20 protein-coding genes are annotated in these 20,661 nt (G+C 61.9%); 10 read left to right on the forward strand and 10 right to left on the reverse strand.

Features of this window, described 5'->3' with window-relative positions; all coding sequences use genetic code 11:
- Positions 1–73 precede the first annotated feature (73 nt).
- On the reverse strand, positions 74–895 hold the full coding sequence (locus AC0L3N_RS10010) for a UDP-2,3-diacylglucosamine diphosphatase (RefSeq protein ID WP_473547439.1): 822 nt from the start codon (positions 893–895) through the stop codon (positions 74–76).
- Between the two features lie 119 nt (positions 896–1,014).
- Here AC0L3N_RS10010 and AC0L3N_RS10015 point away from each other — a divergent pair, with 119 nt between their 5' ends.
- Positions 1,015–1,794 (forward strand): SDR family oxidoreductase, encoded by a 780-nt coding sequence (locus AC0L3N_RS10015; protein ID WP_473547441.1) that lies wholly within the window; start codon positions 1,015–1,017, stop codon positions 1,792–1,794.
- A 118-nt stretch (positions 1,795–1,912) separates the two neighbouring features.
- Here AC0L3N_RS10015 and AC0L3N_RS10020 read toward each other — a convergent pair whose 3' ends face one another.
- Complete coding sequence (locus tag AC0L3N_RS10020) at positions 1,913–2,881, reverse strand: MBL fold metallo-hydrolase (protein WP_123145759.1); 969 nt, start codon at positions 2,879–2,881, stop codon at positions 1,913–1,915.
- Between the two features lie 139 nt (positions 2,882–3,020).
- On the opposite strand from AC0L3N_RS10020, the gene AC0L3N_RS10025 reads away from it, so the two are divergent.
- From AC0L3N_RS10025 to AC0L3N_RS10035, 3 genes are all read left to right on the forward strand, one after another.
- Positions 3,021–4,067 carry a LysR family transcriptional regulator gene (locus AC0L3N_RS10025; protein ID WP_123145758.1) on the forward strand — a complete coding sequence of 349 codons (1,047 nt, stop codon included), beginning with the start codon at positions 3,021–3,023 and terminating at the stop codon, positions 4,065–4,067.
- Between the two features lie 280 nt (positions 4,068–4,347).
- Entirely contained in the window at positions 4,348–6,672 is a 2,325-nt protein-coding gene (locus tag AC0L3N_RS10030) for an NADP-dependent malic enzyme (RefSeq protein ID WP_123145757.1), read from the forward strand.
- A gap of 82 nt (positions 6,673–6,754) precedes the next feature.
- On the forward strand, positions 6,755–7,951 hold the full coding sequence (locus tag AC0L3N_RS10035) for a DUF2865 domain-containing protein (protein ID WP_473547443.1): 1,197 nt from the start codon (positions 6,755–6,757) through the stop codon (positions 7,949–7,951).
- Here AC0L3N_RS10035 and gltX read toward each other — a convergent pair.
- The 4 genes from gltX to AC0L3N_RS10055 all read right to left on the reverse strand — a co-directional run bounded on the left by gltX (position 7,869) and on the right by AC0L3N_RS10055 (position 14,346).
- Positions 7,869–9,242, reverse strand: a complete 1,374-nt coding sequence (gene gltX, locus AC0L3N_RS10040) for a glutamate--tRNA ligase (RefSeq protein WP_473547445.1) — start codon at positions 9,240–9,242, stop codon at positions 7,869–7,871. The two genes, AC0L3N_RS10035 and gltX, sit on opposite strands and share 83 nt — an antisense overlap.
- A gap of 235 nt (positions 9,243–9,477) precedes the next feature.
- Positions 9,478–11,283, reverse strand: a complete 1,806-nt coding sequence (locus AC0L3N_RS10045; protein ID WP_473547447.1) for an ABC transporter ATP-binding protein — start codon at positions 11,281–11,283, stop codon at positions 9,478–9,480.
- Positions 11,284–11,807: 524 nt separating this feature from the next.
- Positions 11,808–13,523: an NAD+ synthase gene (locus tag AC0L3N_RS10050; RefSeq protein WP_473547449.1), complete on the reverse strand. Its 1,716-nt coding sequence runs from the start codon at positions 13,521–13,523 to the stop codon at positions 11,808–11,810.
- Between the two features lie 109 nt (positions 13,524–13,632).
- Positions 13,633–14,346, reverse strand: coding sequence for a DNA-3-methyladenine glycosylase I (locus tag AC0L3N_RS10055; RefSeq protein ID WP_123145754.1), 714 nt, complete (start codon positions 14,344–14,346; stop codon positions 13,633–13,635).
- A gap of 85 nt (positions 14,347–14,431) precedes the next feature.
- On the opposite strand from AC0L3N_RS10055, the gene AC0L3N_RS10060 reads away from it, so the two are divergent.
- Complete coding sequence (locus AC0L3N_RS10060; protein WP_123145753.1) at positions 14,432–14,995, forward strand: DUF1003 domain-containing protein; 564 nt, start codon at positions 14,432–14,434, stop codon at positions 14,993–14,995.
- Positions 14,992–15,579: a DedA family protein gene (locus AC0L3N_RS10065; RefSeq protein WP_473547451.1), complete on the forward strand. Its 588-nt coding sequence runs from the start codon at positions 14,992–14,994 to the stop codon at positions 15,577–15,579. Before AC0L3N_RS10060 ends, AC0L3N_RS10065 begins: the two co-directional genes overlap by 4 nt.
- 3 nt (positions 15,580–15,582) lie before the next feature.
- On the opposite strand, the gene AC0L3N_RS10070 is transcribed toward AC0L3N_RS10065, so the two are convergent.
- The 3 genes from AC0L3N_RS10070 to AC0L3N_RS10080 all read right to left on the reverse strand — a co-directional run bounded on the left by AC0L3N_RS10070 (position 15,583) and on the right by AC0L3N_RS10080 (position 17,126).
- Positions 15,583–16,170 carry a hemerythrin domain-containing protein gene (locus AC0L3N_RS10070; RefSeq protein WP_473547453.1) on the reverse strand — a complete coding sequence of 196 codons (588 nt, stop codon included), beginning with the start codon at positions 16,168–16,170 and terminating at the stop codon, positions 15,583–15,585.
- A 102-nt stretch (positions 16,171–16,272) separates the two neighbouring features.
- Entirely contained in the window at positions 16,273–16,632 is a 360-nt protein-coding gene (locus AC0L3N_RS10075) for a diacylglycerol kinase (RefSeq protein ID WP_027155134.1), read from the reverse strand.
- Positions 16,633–16,706: 74 nt separating this feature from the next.
- Positions 16,707–17,126 (reverse strand): GFA family protein, encoded by a 420-nt coding sequence (locus AC0L3N_RS10080; protein ID WP_473547455.1) that lies wholly within the window; start codon positions 17,124–17,126, stop codon positions 16,707–16,709.
- A gap of 254 nt (positions 17,127–17,380) precedes the next feature.
- Between AC0L3N_RS10080 and AC0L3N_RS10085 the strand changes: the two genes are divergently transcribed.
- The 3 genes from AC0L3N_RS10085 (at position 17,381) to AC0L3N_RS10095 (ending at position 19,032) form a co-directional block, all read left to right on the forward strand.
- A complete protein-coding gene (locus AC0L3N_RS10085; protein WP_473547457.1) occupies positions 17,381–17,755 on the forward strand; it encodes an antitoxin Xre/MbcA/ParS toxin-binding domain-containing protein in 375 nt (124 codons plus the stop codon).
- Positions 17,715–18,518 carry an RES family NAD+ phosphorylase gene (locus AC0L3N_RS10090; protein ID WP_473547459.1) on the forward strand — a complete coding sequence of 268 codons (804 nt, stop codon included), beginning with the start codon at positions 17,715–17,717 and terminating at the stop codon, positions 18,516–18,518. Before AC0L3N_RS10085 ends, AC0L3N_RS10090 begins: the two co-directional genes overlap by 41 nt.
- Positions 18,519–18,621: 103 nt before the next feature.
- On the forward strand, positions 18,622–19,032 hold the full coding sequence (locus tag AC0L3N_RS10095; protein ID WP_123145749.1) for an SMI1/KNR4 family protein: 411 nt from the start codon (positions 18,622–18,624) through the stop codon (positions 19,030–19,032).
- A 72-nt stretch (positions 19,033–19,104) separates the two neighbouring features.
- Here the strand turns inward: AC0L3N_RS10095 and AC0L3N_RS10100 are convergent, their stop codons facing one another.
- A complete protein-coding gene (locus tag AC0L3N_RS10100) occupies positions 19,105–19,659 on the reverse strand; it encodes a dihydrofolate reductase family protein (protein ID WP_473547461.1) in 555 nt (184 codons plus the stop codon).
- Positions 19,660–19,915: 256 nt separating this feature from the next.
- Here AC0L3N_RS10100 and AC0L3N_RS10105 point away from each other — a divergent pair, with 256 nt between their 5' ends.
- Positions 19,916–20,182, forward strand: coding sequence for a type II toxin-antitoxin system ParD family antitoxin (locus AC0L3N_RS10105; protein ID WP_123145931.1), 267 nt, complete (start codon positions 19,916–19,918; stop codon positions 20,180–20,182).
- Positions 20,183–20,661 lie beyond the last annotated feature (479 nt).

The raw sequence follows: 20,661 nt of genomic DNA on the forward strand, positions 1-20,661 counted from the left end.
TTCCATAACATGCTGAAAAAGTCGGCGGAACCGCTTGGACTAATCGATTAAAGCGAGGTGAGGTCGGGTTTGGTCAGGCAGCCTGGACTGCCCTGCCCTTGATGTCGATCGGCACCAGCACTTCGCTGCCGACCGGAGCCTCCGGCAGGACGTGCGCCCAGTGCAGGATCTCCATCCGGCCGTCGAAATGCTCGACCACCGCGGTGCAGCTCTCCACCCAATCGCCGGTGTTGATGTATTGCACGTCCTCATAATTTTCGATCGCGGCATGGTGGATGTGCCCGCAGATCACGCCGTCGACATGCGAGCGGCGCGCTTCCTCGGTCAGCATGGTTTGGAACGAGCCGATGAAATTCACCGCCTTTTTGACGTTGACCTTGGCCCAGGACGAAAACGACCAATATGGCAGGCCACGCAGTTGGCGAAGCCGCGTCACCACGCGATTGACGAGCATGGCCGCGTCGTAGGCATAGTCGCCAAGATAGGCCAGCCAGCGCGCATTGTGGACGACAGTGTCGAACTGGTCGCCATGGATGACAAGAAGGCGTTTGCCGTCGGCGGTCTCGTGAATGGCGCGGTCGGCGACGACGATGCCGCCGAAATGCACGCCTTGGAACTGGCGCGCGAACTCGTCGTGATTGCCGGCGATGTAGGTGATGCTGGCGCCCTTGCGCGCCTTACGCAGCAATTTCTGGACGACGTCGTTGTGGCTCTGCGGCCAGTGCCAGTTCCGTCTCAGCCGCCAGCCGTCGACGATGTCGCCGACGAGATAGATGATATCGGCGTCGTGATGGCGCAGGAAATCGATCAGGAACTCGGCCTTCGCCGCTTTCGATCCGAGATGGACGTCGGAGATGAACATGCTGCGGAAAGTGCGGGGCTCTGCGCCAGGCATTGGATTCTCACCGTTGCTCTCGTGCAGCCTATGCCCCGATTCATGCAACAACCGTATGACGGTTGCGATTGGTCCAGCCTCAAGAGTAGGTTGCCGCGCCAATCAGAGGAGAAATCGCCATGGATCTCGGTATTCGCGGAAAAAAGGCCATCGTCTGTGCTTCGAGCAAAGGACTTGGGCGCGGTTGCGCCATGGCGCTGGCCGAGGCCGGCTGTGACCTGGTCGTCAACGGGCGCAATGCCGACCAATTGGCGAAGACCGCCGCCGAACTGCGCGAAAGATTTGGCGTCGAGGTGACCGAAATCGTCGGCGACGTGTCGAAGCCCGAGGTGCAGAAGGCGCTGCTTGCCGCCTGTCCCAATCCCGATATCCTCGTCAACAACAATGGCGGACCGCCGCTTCGCGATTTCCGCGAACTCGACCGCGAAAAGATCCTCGAAGGCGTCACCCAGAACATGGTGACCCCGGTCGAGCTGGTTCAGGCTGTCATCGACGGCATGGCCGAACGCGGCTTCGGCCGTGTCGTCAACATCACCTCGCTGTCGGTCTATGTTCCCATTCCCGGCCTCGATCTGTCGTCCGGCGCGCGCGCAGGCCTGACTTCGTTCCTGGCCGGCGTCGCGCGGACGGTGATCGACCGCAATGTGACGATCAACAACATGCTGCCGGGCAAGATCGACACCGACAGGCTGCGCCCTCCGCATGAAGCCGGCACCCCCGAAGATCCGGCTGCTGCCGCCGTGCGCAAGACCCAGGCAGCAGCCAACGTTCCGGCCAAGCGGCTCGGCACGCCGGAGGAATTCGGCCAGATCTGCGCCTTCCTGTGCTCGGTTCATGCCGGCTACCTGACCGGGCAGAATATACCGGTCGACGGAGGCGCCTATGTCAGCGCGTTCTAGTACCTAACGCTTGGTACCCGCTGGGAACGCCGGGAGACGATCCATCTCGGCCGTTCTTGTCAGGAAGTGACGGCTCTGAAAGCGGGGCTCTGATGGCCCCTTCCCGCGCTGGCCGCCGCTACAGTGCATAGGGCCATTCGTCCGGCACGAAGCGATAGGCGTCGCCATCGCGCGCCACATGGCCGATGCCGGGGAACGGCAAATGCATGCCGGCGATCAGCATCCGGTCAGCAGCGACCCGGTCGAGCGTCCGCTTGCGCGTTTCGGCAGCCAGCTTGGAATCGACATCGAAGGCGATGCTCCAGTCCGGGCGCGCGAACTGATAGGTCGCCATGTGCACGACATCGCCCCAGATGAACAGCGCCTCGCCGTCCGATTCCACGATGAAGCCGGCATGGCCCGGAGTGTGGCCGGGCAGCGGCACGGTGCGGATCGCGCCGACCGCCTCGCCCTCGCCACCCACCTGCCGCACGCGATTCGCATAGGCGGCGGCGGCCTGGCGGGCACCGATGAAGAACGGCCTTGCCCCATCCGGCGCCTGGTTCATGTTTGCGTCGTCATGCCAGAAGGCGTAATCGGCGGCGGTGACGATGAGCTCGGCATTGGGAAACAGCGCCTGGCCGGCGGGAGTCAGAACGCCGTTGATATGGTCGGGATGCATGTGGGTAATCAGCAATGTGTCGATCTGGTCCGGAGAGACGCCGGCCGCCTCGATAGCGGCCGGAAGTCGGCCGAGTGACGGGCCCATGCTGTCCGACATACCGGCGTCGACGAGCACCAGACGGTCGCCCAGATTGATGAGATAGGCATTGACCGGTGCGCGGCGCGGTCCGGGCTTCTGGAAGCTGGCCTCAGCCAGCCGCTCCGCATCGGCCTCAGCGAGCCCGATGACCAGCTCGGAACCAATGTCGATATAGCCGTCTAATAGCGCCGTAACCTGGACCGATCCCACGTTGCGGCGCAGAGCGCCAAGCGTTGCAGCGTCGACCAGCGGCGCGCGGGCCACTGCCGGAACGGAGACATTGGCCAGGAGAGTGCCGCCGGTTAGGCCGGCACCGGCGAGAAAATGACGGCGGGAAAGCGGCATTGCATCGTCTCCAGTTTGGGGATCTAGAGCTCCAGGCGGAGCAAGGCGGGTCTATGTCATAGGCTCAGCTTTTTGAACTTGCTGATTCCTTATATGTCTTATTACTCTTGTTTATTAATCACGACGGAGAGTTGCCATCATGGACCGCTTGACCGAGCTGACCAGCTTCGTACGCGCCTGCGATACCGCCAGCTTCTCGGCGGCAGCGCGCGAGTTGGGCTTGAGCCAGCCGGCCGTCAGCCAGCAGATCCGCGCACTGGAAAAGCGTCTAGGCGTCCGGCTCTTTGACCGTACGACCCGCCATGTTTCGCCGACGGAAGCCGGCCGGCGTTATCTGGAGCGCGCCCGCGACATCATTGAGCGCATCGAGGAGGCGGACCGCAGCGTCGGCTGCCTCGAATCGAAGATGTGCGGACGTCTTGCCGTCGGCGCGCCGGCCAGCTTCGGCGCCGGCGTGCTTGGCAGCTACCTGATCGAGTTCAAGCGCGCCTATCCGGAACTGTTGCTCGACGTGGCGCTGACCGACAGTTTCGTCGATGTGATCGCAGAGGGGCTCGACGTGGCGATCCGTATGGGGACCATCGATGACGACCGGCTGATCGTGCGCAAGCTCGGCGTGATCGGGCGCTGCCTTGCGGCGACGCCAGAGTATCTCGACCGCAGGGGCCGGCCGCGGCGCCCGGAAGATCTCGCCGACCATGATTATCTGCTTTACGCCCACATCAGGAAGCGCGATGTCGTGCCGCTCACCGGCCCGGGCGGCGAAAAGGCCGAGGTGCGAATCCGGCCGGCCATGCGCTCTGACAATTCGCTGCTCAATCATCAGGCGTTGCTGTCCGGCGTCGGCATCGGCCTCGGGCACAGGGTGATACTCGATCCGCTCATCGCCGAAGGCTTGCTCGAACATGTGCTGCCGGACTGGCACTATGCGCCGCACCATGTGCATGCGGTCTATCCATCGAACCGCTTCATTCCGTTGAAGGTCAGGCGGTTCGTTGCCGGCTTCGCCGACCACCTCGCCGCGATGAGTGCGTTCATCGATGACAAAAAAAGCATGTACATCCAAGGAAACGGCGCCGGCCCAGTGAAGTCTGACGTTTGTACGCGCAGGGAAATGGCGGAGACGGGAGAGTCGAGATGTGGCGCGGCGGAGATAGGCGTAGCCCCGCAACCGCGCGGTGAGTAGCTGTCGGGTGGACGGTAGCCGCAAAGCCTGGAGGCGGTCGACCTGACACCGTTGCGGCTGCACTTGACCGCCGGCGATCGGACATACCCCGGTCGCGCAATGCGCTCCCATGACATCAGCCCGGCAGCGACAAGGCAGGTGAGGATTTCAGCGCAACAATCTGACATAGATGAGTTTTTGACGATTCTTCCGCCTAATTGGCGGTTGCGTCATTTGGCATCGTGAAAAACCAACGCTGCATGCTAAAAGGGCTTCAAGGCAGCATAGCAGGGAGGCCCGCATGGAAGGCGAAAACAAAAAAGCAGCCCGGTCGGACCTCGACGAAGCCGCGCTTTATTTCCACAAGCATCCGCGGCCTGGAAAGCTTGAAATCCAGGCAACAAAGCCGCTCGGCAACCAGCGCGACCTGGCGCTTGCCTATTCGCCCGGCGTCGCGGCGCCCTGTCTGGAAATCCGCGACAATCCGGCAACCGCCGCCGACTACACGGCGCGCGCCAATCTGGTTGGCGTCGTATCGAACGGTTCGGCGGTGCTCGGCTTGGGCAATATCGGTCCGCTCGCCTCCAAGCCGGTGATGGAAGGCAAGGCGGTGCTGTTCAAGAAATTCGCCGGCATCGACGTCTTCGATATCGAGATCGACGCGCCTGACATCGAGCGCATGGTCGAGACGATCTCGGCGCTGGAGCCGACCTTCGGCGGCATCAACCTCGAGGACATCAAGGCGCCCGAATGCTTCGAGGTCGAGGAACGGCTGAAGGCCCGCATGGCCATACCGGTCTTCCACGACGACCAGCACGGCACCGCGATCATCGTCGCCGCCGCCGTGCTCAACGGGCTGGAATTTGCCGGCAAGACCATCTCCGACATCAAGATCGTCACCTCCGGCGCAGGAGCTGCGGCCCTTGCCTGCCTCAACTTGCTGGTTTTGCTTGGCGCGCGCGTCGAAAACATCTGGGTCACCGACCGTTTCGGCGTCGCCTACAAGGGCCGCGTCGACGAGATGGACCGCTGGAAGGACCCCTATGTGAAGGACACCGAGGCGCGCACGCTGGCGGATGTGCTGCCCGGCGCCGACGTGTTCCTGGGTCTTTCGGCCGCCGGCGTGCTGAAACCGGAATTGCTCCAGCATATGGCGCCAAAACCGCTGATCCTGGCGCTGGCCAACCCCAACCCCGAGATCATGCCGGAAGCGGCACGGGCGGCGCGACCCGATGCAATGATCTGCACCGGCCGCTCCGATTTTCCCAATCAGGTCAACAATGTACTTTGTTTTCCTTACATTTTTCGTGGCGCATTGGACTGCGGCGCCAGCGCCATCAATGAAGAGATGAAGATGGCCGCGGTGCGGGCGATCGCGGCCCTTGCCCGCGAGGAACCGTCGGATGTCGCCGCCCGCGCCTATTCCGGCGAAACGCCGATCTTCGGGCCCGATTTCCTGATCCCCTCGCCCTTTGATCCCAGGCTGATCCTGCGCATCGCTCCGGCCGTCGCCAAGGCCGCCTGCGACACCGGTGTCGCGACACGGCCGATCACCGACATGACGGTCTATATCGACACGCTGAACCGCTTCGTCTTCCGCTCCGGCCTGGTCATGAAGCCGGTGTTCACGATGGCCAAGACGTCGAGCGCCAAGCGCGTCATCTATGCCGACGGCGAGGACGAGCGCGTGCTGCGTGCCGCCCAGGTGGTGCTGGAGGAAGGCATCGCCGAGCCGATCCTGATCGGTCGCCCGCATGTCATCGAAGTCAGGCTGAAACGCTACGGGCTGCGCATCAAGCCGGGCGTCGATTTCGGCCTGATCAATCCCGAGGACGACCCCCGTTATCGCCATTATGTCGATCTTTTGATCGAACTCGCCGGCCGGCGCGGTGTGACGACGGAGGCCGCGCGCACCATGGTGCGCACCGACAACACCGTGATCGCAGCACTTGCCCTTAAGCGTGGCGACGCCGACGCCATGGTCTGCGGACTGGAAGGACGTTTCGAGCGGCATTTGCGCAATGTCACCCTGATCATCGGCCCGCGCGCCGGTATCAAGGACCATGACCTGTCGACGCTTTCCATGCTGATCTCGCAGCGCGGCATCATTTTCCTCACCGACACGCATGTCACCGTCGATCCGACGGCCGAGGAGATCGCCGAGATGACGGTGCTGGCTGCCGAAGAAATCCAGCGCTTCGGCATCGAGCCCAAGGCCGCCCTGCTGTCGCATTCGGATTTCGGCTCACGCGACTCGCCAAGCGCGCTCAAGATGCGGCAGGCAGCGGCGATCCTGGCGCGCATTGCGCCAGACCTGCAATGCGACGGCGAGATGCATGCCGACTCGGCTCTGTCGGAGCAGCTGCGCCAGCGCGTCTATCCTCATTCGCGGCTGAAGGGCGAAGCCAATCTGCTGGTGTTCCCCAATCTCGATTCGGCGAACATCACGCTCACCGCGCTGCGCGCGATGATGGACGCCCTGCATGTCGGGCCGATCCTGCTCGGCACCGACAGGCCGGCGCATATATTGACGCCGTCGGTGACGTCGCGCGGCGTCGTCAACATGACGGCGCTCGCGGTGGTCGAAGCGGCCCATAAGGCGCAGGCGGTGGTAAATCTGGGCTAAAACGGGCTTTCGCGGTAAGCTAAGTAAATAATCGCAAATGCGGTAGCTTTCGCGACGGACGGATAAAAGGAGCTCAGGGCGAATGATGGGCCTAGGGTGGAAGCTGACGCGTGCCGCGGCGCTGCTCTGCGCCCTGGCGCTATCAGGCTTTGCCGTCACTCAGCCGCAGGCCGCCTCCGGTGTTTGCCGCCAGCTGGAAGCCGATCTCGCGGCCGCTTCGCGCGGTGGCGGCGGCAAGCCGGCCCTGCTCCGGAAATACGACGACGCGATCGTGCGGCAGCGCGAGCAGATTTCAAAGGCAAGCCGCCAGTCCGACAGCGCCGGCTGCGCCTTTTTGCTGCTCGGCCGCAATCGCAACGCTTGCGCCGCAGTCGAGGCCACGCTCGACCGCATGATCGCCAATCTCGATGCCCTGCAGATCAAGCGCGCGCAGCTCGCCGACGGCGGCTCGCGCCGCGATCGCGCGCGCATATTGGCTTCGCTCGACGCCAATGACTGTCGCGACAGCATAGTGCCTTCGAAACGTGCGCCTGTCCTGGAAGCGAACCGTGAGAACGGCAATGGAAATCTGCTCGATCGGCTTTTGGGCGACGCCAGAAATCAGCCCGATGCGCTGGACGAACCGAGCGATCCCGACGAAGAACGCGGTCTCCGCGGCATGATCAATCAGCCAGACGGCATGGACCTGCCAGGTCTTGGCGGCGAATTCCGCACGATGTGCGTGCGCACCTGCGACGGCTATTTCTTCCCGATGTCGAATGCCGCCTCGCTGGGCGATTTCGAGCGCGACCAGAAGAACTGCGATTCGAGTTGCCCCGGCACCGAGATGCAGGTGTTTTATACGCGCGGCATAGGCGACGATTCGGCTGACATGACGTCTTCTGTAACCGGCAGGCCCTACAGCGAACTGCCGACCGCCTATCTCTACAAGCAGCCCGAAACGTCTCGCCCGCCGGCCTGCGGCTGCAACGCTGCACAGAATTTCGAGATCATTGCCGGCAATCCGCCAAGCCCCGAACAGACCGAGGCAGATGTAGAGACCACGCCGCTCAATCCGATGCCTGTCGCCAAACCCGATCCAGGCGCCGACCCCGAGACTTTGGCCAATGTCGGAGGCGGGCTCGATCGCGAAGCCATCAACCGCCTCGCCGTCAAACCCTCGCCGACGACTTTGCCGCCGCCGGGACAGCGCAAGGTCAGGGTCGTCGGGCCAACGTTCCTTCCCGACCCAGCAGCGGCAACAGATCTGCAAGCTCCGGCCCCGAAGGCTGCCCCGTAAGCGCCAGCCTGAGCGGCATGAACAGCGCCTTGCCCTTGCGGCCGGTCGCTTCCCTGATCCTGCCCGTCCACTCCTTCCACACCGACCCGTTCCAGGGGTCTTCCGGCAAAAGGTCGAACGCCTGGCGAAGGAAATCGCGGTCGACGTCGGAAAAGTCCGGCTGCTCCTGCGGGCCGTCGCGAAGTGTGCGCCACCAGATTGCGGCGTCGGCCAGCCTGTCGAGATTGCCGCGCACCGCCAGCCAGAAGGGCTCGGCCTGTTCGCCGGAAATGCCGAGCACGATCAGCCGGTCGCGCGCCTCGGAAAACGGCATATGGTGCAGCAGCGTGCGGTTGAGCACGAAGAGCTCGTCCGGGTCGAACTTGGCGGCGGATTTCGACGTCGCTGCCGGATCGAAGCGCCGGGCAAGCTCGGTCATATCGGGCACCGCCACGACGTTTTCCGAGGTGCCGACAAGCACGGCCAGCGAGGCGACGGCCATCGGTTCGATGCCGCTCTCGCGCAAGCTCTCGATGGAGAGCGCGCCGCTCCGCTTCGACAGGCCCTCGCCCGATGCGGTGGTCAACAGATTGTGGTGGCCGAACACCGGCGGCTCGGCACCCAATGCCTGGAACAGGGCGATCTGCACACCGGTATTGGTGACGTGGTCGTCGCCACGGATAACGTGGCTGACGCCCATCTCGATGTCGTCGACCACCGAAGGCAGAGTATAGAGATAGGTCCCGTCCTCGCGCATTAGAACCGGGTCGGAAAGCGAGGCAAGGTCGACGGTTTCCTCGCCGCGCACCAGATCGTTCCAGTGGATTTCCGTGCGCTCCGGCTGCAACGGGTCGCTTGTGAAATTGGGCAGCAGAAAGCGCCAGTGCGGCCGGCGGCCATCGGACTGGTATTCGGCGATCTGCTCAGGCGTCAGCGTCAACGCTTCGCGGCCGTAGACCGGCGGCAGGCCGCGCGTGCGGCGCACCTTGCGCCTGAGATCGAGCTCTTCGGGTGTTTCGTAACAAGCATAGAGAAGGCGCGCCGCCTTCAATTTCTCCATCGCCGCATCATAGATCTCGAAGCGCCGTGACTGGTACTCCGTGGCGTCCGGAAAGATGCCCAGCCAATGCAGGTCGTAGAGGATGGCGTCGGAGAACTCCTGCGTCGAGCGGGCGACATCGGTGTCGTCGAAGCGCTGGATGAAGCGGCCCTTGTTGTTCATGGCGAACAGCCAGTTGAACAGCGCAGTGCGCGCATTGCCGATATGAATACGGCCGGTGGGTGATGGGGCGAAACGGACGGTAACTGTCATGAACGGGGCGTACCGGATGGTTTTGCTGTTGACAAGACACGCCCCCGCGCTTGGGCCGCAGACATAGAACATGACGAAGGCGATGAAAAGGCGGCAGCGCCGCGCGTCCTAGCGCATCGGCCCGAAATCGGAACCGATTTTCGGAAAGCACGATGCGCAGATTCAAAGTTAGAGCGTACTTTGTGCGTCCAAGTGGCCGCACGTCGCTCTAATGGATGCGCGGCGCTGTAAGTCGTCAGATCACCAGCCCCTTGGTCAATTCGAGCGCTTGGCGCTCGAACAGCCGGCGGTAGATGCCGCCTTGCAGCCGGATCAGTTGGTCATGCGAACCCTCCTCGACGATGCGGCCGCGATCGAACACCAGAAGCCTGTCCAGCGCCCGTACCGTCGAAAGCCGGTGCGCGATGACCAGCGTCGTGCGGCCGACCATCAACCGCTCCATCGCCTGCTGGATCAGCACCTCCGATTCTGAATCGAGGCTCGACGTCGCCTCGTCCCGAATGAGGATCCGCGCATCGGCGAGGAAGGCCCGCGCGATCGCCACCCGCTGGCGCTCGCCACCTGATAGTTTCACGCCGCGCTCGCCGACCAGCGTGCCATAGCCTTTCGGCAGATCGACGATGAAGTCGTGCGCGCTTGCCAGCCGTGCCGCGTGCTCGATTTCGGCTTGCGTGGCGCTCGGCCGGGCATAGGCGATGTTTTCGGCCAGCGACCGGTGGAACAGGATCGGCTCCTGCTGGACGATGGCGATCTGCCCACGCAGCGACGCCTGCGCCACCCCGGAAATATCCTGACCGTCGATCAGGATCGTTCCCGCGTTCACGTCGTAAAGGCGCTGGATCAGCTTGACGAAGGTCGTCTTGCCCGAGCCCGAATGGCCGACCAGCCCGACGCGCTCGCCCGGCGCGATGTCCACCGAAAAGTCGCGATAGAGCGGCAGTCGGTGGCTGCCATAATGGAAGGTGACGTCGTCGAAGCTGATGCGGCCGTCAGTGATGCGGATCGGCCTGGCGCCGGGCACATCCTCGATGCCGAGCGGCTCGGACTGGAAGTCGACCAGTTCCTCCATGTCGTTGATCGAGCGCTGCAAATTGCGGATATGCGTGCCGATATCGCGCAAATAGCCCTGCAGCACGAAGAACGAGGTCAGCACGAAGGTGACATCGCCGGCGCTCGCCTGCCCCCACGACCATAAAAGCAGGGAAAATCCGATCACCGCTGTTCTCAGAAGCAGCAGCATCGACCCTTGCGTGGTGCCGTTGACGGTGCCACGCACCCAGGTGCGGCGCGTGCGGGCGCGCCATCTGGCGACGACCTTGCCGAGGCGCGTTTCCTCGCGTTCCTCGGCGCCAAAACCCTTGACCACGGCGTTGCAGCTCACCGCATCGGCCAGCGAGCCGCCCAGGCGCGTGTCCCATGCGTTGGCAAGCCTTGCCGCGGGCGCGACATAGCCAAGCGACAGCAGCGCCGTCACCGCGATGAACAGCACCGAACCTGCGGCGACGACAGCACCCATCAGCGGCCAGAACCAGCCGAGCAGCAGCGTCGAACCGACGAGCATGACGACGGACGGCAGCAGCGCTATCAGGATCGTGTCGTTGAGCAGGTCGAGCGCCCACATGCCGCGGGTTATCTTGCGCACGGTCGATCCGGCGAAGCTGTTGGCGTGCCAGTCGGTGGAGAAGCGCTGGACGCGATGGAACGCGTCGGCGGCGATATCCGCCATCATCTTCAGGGTCAGTTCGACGATAGCCATGAAGGCGAGGTTGCGCAGCACGACGCCGGTGAGCGCCAGCGCCACCAGCATCGAAAACGCCGCCGTCGCCGCATTCCACGCGACATCGTCGGCTGCAGCACTGCTGGCAACGGCGTCGACCAGCCGGCCGGAATAGAACGGCGTCAGCACGTCGGCCAAGGTCGACAGCAGGAACGTGCCCATGATGAGCGAAAGCCGCCACGGCTGGCGCCGCCAATGGCTGAGCGTGAAGCCAAGGACGTTGCGAAAGGCGCCGGCGCGCAAATCTATCTGAAAACGAGCCATGATGTCATTCGGGCGCAAGCGAGCCCGGCCCCGGTAAGGTCGAAAATTGAAAAAACCGCGTTGGGCGAATTAGCGCCCGGGAATGCGGAGGTTCGGCATATTTGGCGGCTCGCCCGAATACGGGCAGCGACCGGCATCGACGAACGCCTGTTGTCAGATGGGCTTGGCCGTGAAGATGAAAACCTTCCGGCGCGCCCTCTGAGACCTAGGCTTCGCGGCCTCGCATAACGGTGTCAAATCCTGCCATTCGGTCCTCCCATTAGAGCGACGTGCGTCCATTTGGACGCACAAAGTACGCTCTAACATTTTGAACCTGCGCATCGTGCTTTCCGAAAATCGATTGCGATTTTCGGGCCGATGCGTAGGGGATCACGAAGACGCCCTTATAGAGACGCCTCAACGCCGCGCCAAGTCAGTGGAAGGCCGAAAGCGCATCTGGTCCAACCAGTGAGACCATTTTGCAACAATCGCGGGTTGTGCACTTCCTCGCGGCAGCCATTTTCACAAGAGCGAGAAACGGTGATCTACCCGCCATCCCTGAACCGGTTGGTGATGGGATAACGGCGGTCGCGGCCGAAATTCTTTTTGGTGATCTTCACGCCGGGCGCTGCCTGCCGGCGCTTGTATTCGGCGATGTAGAGCAGGTGCTCGACGCGCGTCACCGTCGCCCGGTCGTGGCCGCGGGCCACGATCTCGTCGACACCCATCTCGTTCTCGACCAGACACTCCAAGATGTCGTCCAGCACCGGATAGGGCGGCAGCGAATCCTGATCCGTCTGGTTCTCGCGCAGTTCCGCCGACGGCGCCTTGTCGATGATGTTATTCGGGATCACTTCGCCGGAAGGGCCCAGCGCGCCCGGCGGCACGTGCGTATTGCGCCAGCGCGCCAGCGCATAGACCTGCATCTTGTAGAGGTCCTTGATCGGGTTGAAGCCGCCATTCATGTCGCCGTAGAGCGTTGCGTAGCCAACCGACATCTCGCTCTTGTTGCCGGTGGTGACCACCATCGAGCCGAACTTGTTGGAGATCGCCATCAAAATGGTGCCGCGCGCGCGGCTCTGCAGGTTTTCCTCGGTGATGCCTTCCTTGGTACCCTCGAAAAGCTGCGTCAGCGTGTGCAGAAATCCCTCGACCGGCTCGAAGATCGGCACGATATCGTAACGGCAGCCGAGCGCACGGGCGCAATCCTCGGCGTCTTTGAGCGAGTCCTTCGAGGTGTAGCGATAAGGCATCATCACGGCGCGCAGCCGTTCCTCGCCGAGCGCATCGACGGCAAGCGCTGCACAGATCGCCGAATCGATGCCGCCGGAAAGGCCGAGCACGACATTCCTAAAGCCGTTCTTGTTGACGTAATCGCGCAGGCCCAGCATGCAGGCGCGGTAATCGGCCTCCTCCTTTTCCGGGATTTTCGACATCGGCCCTTCGGAGCAGACCCACCCCTCGGAATTATTTCCACTTTGCGCGCCTGCGGCGGCGCGGTTTCGCTTCCAGGTGGTGACGTTGACCGTCTCCTCGAACTGGCTCATCTGGAAGGCCAGCGTCTTGTCAGAACCTATGGCAAACGACGCGCCGTCGAAGATCAGCTCGTCCTGGCCGCCAAGCTGATTGGCGTAGATGATCGGCAATCCGCATTCGATGACCTGACGGATGACGATCTGGTGGCGAACGTCGACCTTGCCGCGATAGTAGGGCGAGCCGTTCGGCACCAGCAGGATTTCCGCGCCGCTTTCGGCCAGCGTCTCGCAGATGGCGACATCGCCCCAGATGTCTTCGCAGATCGGAATCCCCAAGCGCACGCCGCGGAAATTGACCGGTCCCTGCATTTCAGGGCCGGCCTGGAAGACGCGCTTCTCGTCGAATTCGCCGTAGTTCGGCAAATCGAGCTTGTAGCGCTCGGCAAGGATCTTGCCGCCATCGGCAAAGATGATCGAATTGTGCGTGCCGCTCTTGCGCTTCAGCGGCGTGCCGATGATGACGCCGGGCCCGCCATCGGCGGTATCGCCGGCGAAATCCTGCGCCGCCCGCTCGCAGGCCTTCAGGAACGCCGGCTTCAGCACTAGATCTTCGGGCGGATAACCGGCGAGGAAAAGCTCGGTGAACAGCACGAGGTCGGCGCCTTGTCGGGCGGCATCCGCCCTCGCCTCGCGCGCCTTGGCGAGATTGGCGGCGACGTCGCCAACCGTCGGATTGAGCTGGGCGACGGCGATGCGCAATGTGTCGGAAGCGGTGTTGTCGGTCATGCCTGCTGACTTAGCGCGGCAAAATTCGCCGGGCAATGGCGTTTGCTTGGACCACTGACCGATCGACGAATGTCGATCATGTCGGACCGATCGAAATGTCGATCGTGTCCTATTCGCCCATATATTCGCGCAGTGCCTCGGGCGAATGGTTCTCGCCGATCGACATCGCCAGAATGCGCGAAATATGCCGGCGCGGCAGGCCGGTTTTCGTTGCCCAGGTATTGATCTGGTTCTGGATCTTGTCGAGATCCCGCTTCGACGTCGGGCTTTCGGCGATGTCGAGGCCGGCGTCGCGAAGTGCGGCCGCCATGTCGGCCGAGACGATGAAGGCGTCCCACTCCAGCCACCTCAGAAAATACTGGCCGGTGTTGCCGCCGAGCCGGCTGCCATGCTTGGCGAGATAGGCCATCAGCCCGACTTGATCATCCGCCGGCCAATCGGCGAGGAACTTGCCGAAGCCGCCATGCTCCCTCGATACCCGCTCGACGAAGGCTGCGTTGTCGCGGACGGATTTGATCTTCTGCGGGTTGCGCACGATGCGCTCGTCGGCTGTCAGGTCGTGCCAGAAATCATCGGGCTGGAACAGCAGCCGCTTCGGCTCGAATCCGAGGAACGCTTCTTCGAAACCAGGCCATTTCTGCTCGATGACGCGCCAGACGAAACCAGCGGCGAAAACACGCTCGGCCATGGTCGACAGGATGCGGTCGTCGGTAATGTCAGCCACCGCAGCATTGTCGGGCATAGCCCCCAGCAGCGAGGCCAATGAGGCTTCACCACCTTTGCGTTCTGCTGCGCGGGCGCAAATTTTCTGAAAATCCAACATTGTTTCCTCACCTTATCGCGTCAATCTACCACTTCCCGTACGAACCAGTAGCCTCTACCTCTATCGCTGACGACGGAGGGCGACGATGAACAAGACGATCGAGGAACTGGCAAACCGTTGGCTGAAGCGAAAGCCGGATGGTCTCAGCGCGCTTGAAAACCGGGTGCTGCAATCAACGCTCGAGCGCACCACGATCTCCAAGGATACCAACAAGGCCGTCGCTTTTCATCAGACGTTTGGCGACCGCCTCGCCGACACCATCGCCCGGATCGGCGGTTCGTGGTCCTTCATCCTGGCTTTCATCGCCTTCCTGATCCTGTGGACGTCAGGCAATGTCTGGCTCCTGTCGCGCGATGCCTTTGATCCCTATCCCTTCATTTTCCTCAACCTCATCCTCTCCATGATCGCGGCGCTGCAGGCGCCGGTGATCATGATGGCGCAGAACCGCCAGGCGGAGCGCGACCGCATCGACGCCGCCCACGACTACGAGGTCAATCTCAAGGCCGAGATCGAGATCATGGCGCTACATGAGAAGCTGGACGAATTGCGCCACAGCCAGATCGTTGGCATGCGCGACGAGATCGCGCAGCTGGCCGAACAGGTGAAGCGGATCGACGAGATTCTGTCGAAGCAGCGGACGCCTTCATGACGGATGCCATCCACCATCTCATCGAGCAATATGGGCTGATTGTCGTCTTTCTGGGCTGTATAGCCGAGGGCGAAAGTGCCGCCATCCTTGGCGGGTTTTTCGCGCATCAGCATGTCTTCGTCCTTTGGCAGGCCTTTCTCGCAGCGGCCATCGGCGCCTTCGTCGGCGACACCTTTTTCTTTATCCTCGGACGAAGCTTCGCCGACCATCCGTTCGTGGTCAAACTGAAGGGCCGGCCGGGTTTCAGTCACGCCTATCGTCTTGTCTCCACCCATCCCGACATTTTCGTGCTGACGAACCGCTTTATCTACGGCCTGCGCCTTATCGGCGGCATCGCGGCCGGACTGTCCGGCATTGCCGTGACGCGCTTTGTCATTCTCAACGTCATTTCATCCATGGTCTGGGCCGGATTGTTCACCACCATCGGCTATGTGTTCGGGCTGGGCGCGGAGCGCATCGTCGGTCAGGCGTTGGCCCGTCACGAGCGATTGCTGATCGCCCTGACGATTGGGTTGGGCGTGGCCGTCCTTGCCTGGTTCATCGCTCACACCATCGCCAACACGGAGCGTAGCAAGGAGAGGTGAGGATCAGTCGATGCAGAGCGCACGGTCGCCACGATCGAGTATCAGCGGGATGATCAGGTCTTCCTCATCGGCAAGGTGGCGGGTCAGCATGGCGATCAGCCGGCTGTTCTCGTCGGCATAGGCATCGGCGGCAAAGCGCTGCTTGTCCTCGCTCTCCTCAAGCGTACGGATGAAGGCATTCGCCGCCTCGGCATTGCGCTCCAGCCCCTCATGGATCGTGTGATGATCGGCATCGAGAATCTCGAAGCCGCGTTTCAGCCGGGTCTCCGCCTTGGCGAAGACGGGGAAATAATGATTGTCCTCGACGTTATGGTGACCGTCGAGATGACCGAGAAAATGGTTGAGGCGCGGCGCGAACCAACGCGCGAACTCCGGCGCCGTCAGACTGCCCTCGCGATAGTCGCCGATGCCGTTGGTCAGCATGCCGCCGAGCTCGCGGAACATGTTGTGCCGCTGCAGCCACATAGTGGCTATGCCATGGATGTTGGTGTGGCCCTGCCACACCTCGCGCGGGTATTTTTCGGCCAGCCAGCGCAAATCGTCCGGCAGGCCTGCCCGCTCGAGCAGCAGCAAATCGGCGGCCTCGGTCATGTCGGTCTCCTCAGGCCATGATCCCGAAAAGCGCATACCGGTTTTCGGAATAGCTCATGGTCGGGATCAAGCCGCAGTGACCGGCATGTAGGGATTTGATGGCTAGATCGGTAGCCCCATGATTCGCTCGATGATGGCGATGCCCCAGACGCCGGCAACAATCACCACCGAAATCAGCACCGCCAGCGAACCACAGTCCTTGGCGAGCTGGATATCGACGTTGAACTCCCGGCTGAACGCATCGCATGCGGCCTCGATGCCGGTGTTCAGCACTTCGACCATGATCAGGAGCAGCACCGCGCCGATCAGCAGGGCATAGCCGCGCCACGACACCGAAACAAACCAGCCGAGCGGCAAGGCAAGCACGAGCAGCATCAACTCCTGCTGGAAGGCTTTCTCGCTGGAAGCCAATTTGCGAAATGCCCGCACTGAATTGAAGAAAGCATCGATCAGCCGCTGCATGCCAAACCTTTCCGAACCACCGGCAGGGGATAGCGCAATGGCCGGATCAAGGGAATAAGGCGACCTCTGCAAAATCATTCGTCGGCGACCTTGATCGATGGCGTCGACTTCTCGAACTGCGGCAGCCCATCGTCGATCGTGTAGTAGTCGCCCTTGTCGCCGACGAAGATGTGACATTGGCCCTGAAGTCCGGTGGGCTTGTCGAACAGTCCGGCCAAAACCGAGACATATTCATCATCCTGCGGCTTCCAGAACAGCAGCGAGCCGCATGTCTTACAGAAACCGCGCCTGGCAAACGAAGATGCTTCGTACCAGGTGATGCTTTCCGCGCCCGCTATTGTAATGTCTGCGTTGGGAACATTGGTTGCAGCGTAGAAGTGACCACTTTGCTTCCGGCACTGCGAGCAGTGACAATAGATCACGCCGCGCAACAGCCCGCGCGTCCTGAACCGCACAGCCCCGCACAGGCATGATCCGGTATGAGCGTCGTCCATCTTGCCTCCCAACTCAGTCGCCACCCTGAAATCGCCGTTTATGGCATCGGCGTGCTTGCCAGGATTCCAGTTTTGCAGCGGCTATGTCCCAGCAAATGCGACATTCGGCGGGCATGTCACGCATAGCACGGTTTGTACAAAGCGGCGGGCCGCGCGAGCAGCCTCTCGACGGTCCGCCAAATTGTTTAAAGCCAACATCTTTCCATATGAATTTTCATGGCATATATTTTCATCAGAAAGGAGAGACGCTTACAATGCAGCCCCATCTTGCCGCCAACCCGGCCGAAAATGCAGTCCTGACCAAGGCCACGCTGCGCGCCGCAGACCTGCTGGACATTACCGCCAGGATGCTTGCCTCCATCATCGGGGTCTCGGAAGCCACGGTTTCGCGCATGCGCAGGCAGGAATTCCTGCTGGAGCGTGGAACCAAGCCGTTCGAGCTTGCCGTGCTGTTCGTCCGGCTGTTCCGCTCGCTCGACGCCATAGTCGGCGGCGACAAGACCGTCGCCCGGGCATGGCTGAAGAACGCCAACACGGCCTTCGACGGCACCCCGCTCGAAAAAATCGTGACGATATCAGGGCTTATCGATGTCATCGCCTATCTGGACTCCCGACGTGCTCTCGTCTGAAGCCGCCAAACTCGATGGCAAGTCCAAGCTCGAGGGCAAGTACTGGCGCATGGTCGAGGCGCAGCACCGCGTCTCGACATTGAAAGTCGTTGACACGCTCGACGAGCAGGCCGTCCTCGAAGACCTGATCGAGGAAACCAAGCCGCAAATCCCCTTGGAATGCCGGCATCTGCATTATCTCCTGGCAACGCCCTTCCGCTACGGCTCGATCTACCCGCACGGTTCGCGCTTCCGCCGCGCCGGGAGGACCAAGGGCGTCTACTATGCGGCGGAAACCATGATGACCGCCGTTTCCGAGATGGCTTTTTACCGCTTGCTGTACTTCGCGGAATCGCCGGCTACGCCGTGGCCGCGCGACGCCGCCGAATACACCGCCTTCGCTGCCGCGATACGCAGCACAAAGGTGATCGACCTGACGCGGCCGCCGCTCGACCGCGACGCGGCGGCGTGGACGCACCCGACCGACTACGCGGCCTGCCAAAATATTGCCGATGTCGCGCGCGAAGCCGGGCTGGAGGCGATCCGCTATCGCTCCGTGCGCGACCCGAAAGGCGCCAATGTGGCGCTGCTGGCATGTAGCGCCTTTGCCAGGCTGAAGCCGCTGGAACCCCATACCTGGCGCATCCGGCTGGGCGCCTTCGGCGTGCAGGCGATCTGTGAGTTCCCGGAAAAGCGGATCGAGTTTTCCAGGACGGCCTTTGCCGCCGATCCCCGGCTAAACGGATTGCGCTGGGAACGCGGGGCGCTGAGCAGATCCTGGTGATGAAAATCACACGCTTGGTGCACGCCAAACTACCGCTTGGGGTAGAAAGCGGTCGACTGTTCAAGCTACTCTGCTTCAGATGAACATGTGTTGGGTCTGATTCATGCTTGACGGTCGCGAATGGTTTGGCGTGCCGGGGGCCTCCGCTGAAGCGCTCGCTGAACTGAAGCAAGTCTCGCCAGTTGAACTGCCGGATGCGTACTACCGTCTCTTGACGTTCACTAACGGCGGAGAAGGGCCGCTGCCTGTTAATCCTTATAACCTGTGCCTCGATACCGCCGCTGAGGTCATGGAAGGGATTCGTACGCGAAATTATGGCAGAGACCATCTGGTAGGATTTGTTATCTTTGGAGGTAACGGTGGCGGAGAATTCTTAGCCTTTGACATACGGAAGAATTCGCCCTGGCGGGTGGTCATGATCGACATGATTGCTGGACCCGAAACTGCTGAGCAAGTTGTTCCTGATTTCGATGCATTCATCGAACTGATCGGCCGTGAAGCGGACGATGCTTGACGTTCCTGCACAGGGTCGAAACCGGCCGATTGTCGGATTGTCACCACTCGCAAAACCACGTCGAGCCACGCCTCAACCGGCGGGTGCGTAGCGCAGCAGCGTCACGCCCTGGGTAAGGCTTTCCTTACCAAGCGGCCTCAAGGTCAGCGACACGCCGGACTGGAAGTACGGCTTGCCGCCGCCCAGCACGACCGGGTGCATGTAGAGCCTGTACTCGTCGATGAGTCCGGATCGTGCGAGCTGCGCGGCAAGATCGGCGCCAGCAACGGTGATCTGGCTATCCGCTTCCGACCTGAGAGATTTCACCACGTTCTCGACATCGCCGTTCGCCAGACGGGCATTAGGTCCGACTTCCCGAATCGTCGTCGAAAACACGATCTTCGGGGTTTCGCGCCAGGCGCGGGCAAAATCCCGCTCGATTTCGGCACCGGTCTCTCGGTCCGGACCGTCCCAGAAGCGCATCACCTCGTACATCCGGCGTCCACAGAGCGCGATCGAGGTCTGCCTCATCATGTCGCTAAAATGCCGGTGCAGCTCCCCTTCGGGTACCGGCAGGGCAATGTCTCCGTCCGGCCCGGCGATGTAGCCGTCCAAGGACATCAGCATGGCGTAGACGATCCTCGCCATTGGTGCCTCCGTTCTGTCCCCGCACGAAGGTGCATAACTGATTGCATTTCGCAATCAGTTTTATCGCAAGGTGCGTGGAACGCAATACGGAACTTCCCAGGGCGCCCTCTTATGGCGTTTGAGGACCCCACTTGCTTACGAAATCTGAAGGAGCCTCAAGTTTGAGGCATCGTCGTCCTCAACTCAGGCCTCATTGCCATTGACAAAGATTGCCAAGCTCTCATTTATCGGGCGAGCCCAGAGGCAGAGGAAGCGCATGGCAACGATGAACGTAAGCCTTCCAAGCGATATGGTCGAATTCGTGGAGCAGGAAGTATCCCAAGGCGGGTACGGTTCCTCGAGTGAAGTAGTCAGGGAAGCGCTGCGCCTGCTGCGACACGAAAAGGCCCAACAGGCGGAGAAACTTGCCATCCTTCGGCGCGAAATCAGTATTGGGGTGGAAGCCGCCGACGCAGGACGCTTCTCGAAGAAAAGCGTCAGTGACATTCTCGACGAGGTGATGCTCGAATCGCCCAGGAGATGAGACACGAGCTTACCGAACCCACCGAACGCGATATCAGGGACATCTTGCGAAATACGATGCGGATGTTCGGTCCGCAGCAGGTCCGGGCCTATGCCCGCATAATCGAACTTGGTATCCAGCTAGTCTCGGAAGCCCCGGATCGACCAGATTCCATCGAGCGCGGCGAACTCGCCGCGGGTGTTCGACTGCTGCACCTGGAGATCGCTGCGAGAAGGCGCGGAGGTGCTGCGCATTGCCTTTATCATATGAGGGGTCGCCTCTCGGACGATACGATCGGCGTCATTGTCGTTCGAGTTCTTCATGAGCGCATGGAGCCACGGCATAGAGTGATCAGAGCACTCAAGAAGAGCCAAGGTAGATAGCCCGGAGATACCCGGCGGTGATGAGTCGTCCAGTGGTCCGGGTTCCTCATTCGAAAGCAGTTGACGTTTCCATCGCCTAAAGTGGTCAGGCCAGGCGCACCAGTTGCCAACAAGCGA

It is taken from the genome of Mesorhizobium sp. WSM4807, from assembly GCF_055811615.1.

Coding starts and splice junctions, on each gene's coding strand:
- AC0L3N_RS10090 (WP_473547459.1), top strand. CDS start 17,715: ATGTCATCGCCTATCTGGACTCCCGACGTGCTCTCGTCTGAAGCCGCC.
- AC0L3N_RS10080 (WP_473547455.1), bottom strand. CDS start 17,126: ATGGACGACGCTCATACCGGATCATGCCTGTGCGGGGCTGTGCGGTTC.
- AC0L3N_RS10045 (WP_473547447.1), bottom strand. CDS start 11,283: ATGGCTCGTTTTCAGATAGATTTGCGCGCCGGCGCCTTTCGCAACGTC.
- AC0L3N_RS10070 (WP_473547453.1), bottom strand. CDS start 16,170: ATGACCGAGGCCGCCGATTTGCTGCTGCTCGAGCGGGCAGGCCTGCCG.
- AC0L3N_RS10055 (WP_123145754.1), bottom strand. CDS start 14,346: ATGTTGGATTTTCAGAAAATTTGCGCCCGCGCAGCAGAACGCAAAGGT.
- AC0L3N_RS10025 (WP_123145758.1), top strand. CDS start 3,021: ATGGACCGCTTGACCGAGCTGACCAGCTTCGTACGCGCCTGCGATACC.
- gltX (WP_473547445.1), bottom strand. CDS start 9,242: ATGACAGTTACCGTCCGTTTCGCCCCATCACCCACCGGCCGTATTCAT.
- AC0L3N_RS10030 (WP_123145757.1), top strand. CDS start 4,348: ATGGAAGGCGAAAACAAAAAAGCAGCCCGGTCGGACCTCGACGAAGCC.
- AC0L3N_RS10100 (WP_473547461.1), bottom strand. CDS start 19,659: ATGGCGAGGATCGTCTACGCCATGCTGATGTCCTTGGACGGCTACATC.
- AC0L3N_RS10050 (WP_473547449.1), bottom strand. CDS start 13,523: ATGACCGACAACACCGCTTCCGACACATTGCGCATCGCCGTCGCCCAG.
- AC0L3N_RS10020 (WP_123145759.1), bottom strand. CDS start 2,881: ATGCCGCTTTCCCGCCGTCATTTTCTCGCCGGTGCCGGCCTAACCGGC.
- AC0L3N_RS10035 (WP_473547443.1), top strand. CDS start 6,755: ATGATGGGCCTAGGGTGGAAGCTGACGCGTGCCGCGGCGCTGCTCTGC.
- AC0L3N_RS10105 (WP_123145931.1), top strand. CDS start 19,916: ATGGCAACGATGAACGTAAGCCTTCCAAGCGATATGGTCGAATTCGTG.
- AC0L3N_RS10065 (WP_473547451.1), top strand. CDS start 14,992: ATGACGGATGCCATCCACCATCTCATCGAGCAATATGGGCTGATTGTC.
- AC0L3N_RS10095 (WP_123145749.1), top strand. CDS start 18,622: ATGCTTGACGGTCGCGAATGGTTTGGCGTGCCGGGGGCCTCCGCTGAA.
- AC0L3N_RS10060 (WP_123145753.1), top strand. CDS start 14,432: ATGAACAAGACGATCGAGGAACTGGCAAACCGTTGGCTGAAGCGAAAG.
- AC0L3N_RS10015 (WP_473547441.1), top strand. CDS start 1,015: ATGGATCTCGGTATTCGCGGAAAAAAGGCCATCGTCTGTGCTTCGAGC.
- AC0L3N_RS10075 (WP_027155134.1), bottom strand. CDS start 16,632: ATGCAGCGGCTGATCGATGCTTTCTTCAATTCAGTGCGGGCATTTCGC.
- AC0L3N_RS10085 (WP_473547457.1), top strand. CDS start 17,381: ATGCAGCCCCATCTTGCCGCCAACCCGGCCGAAAATGCAGTCCTGACC.
- AC0L3N_RS10010 (WP_473547439.1), bottom strand. CDS start 895: ATGCCTGGCGCAGAGCCCCGCACTTTCCGCAGCATGTTCATCTCCGAC.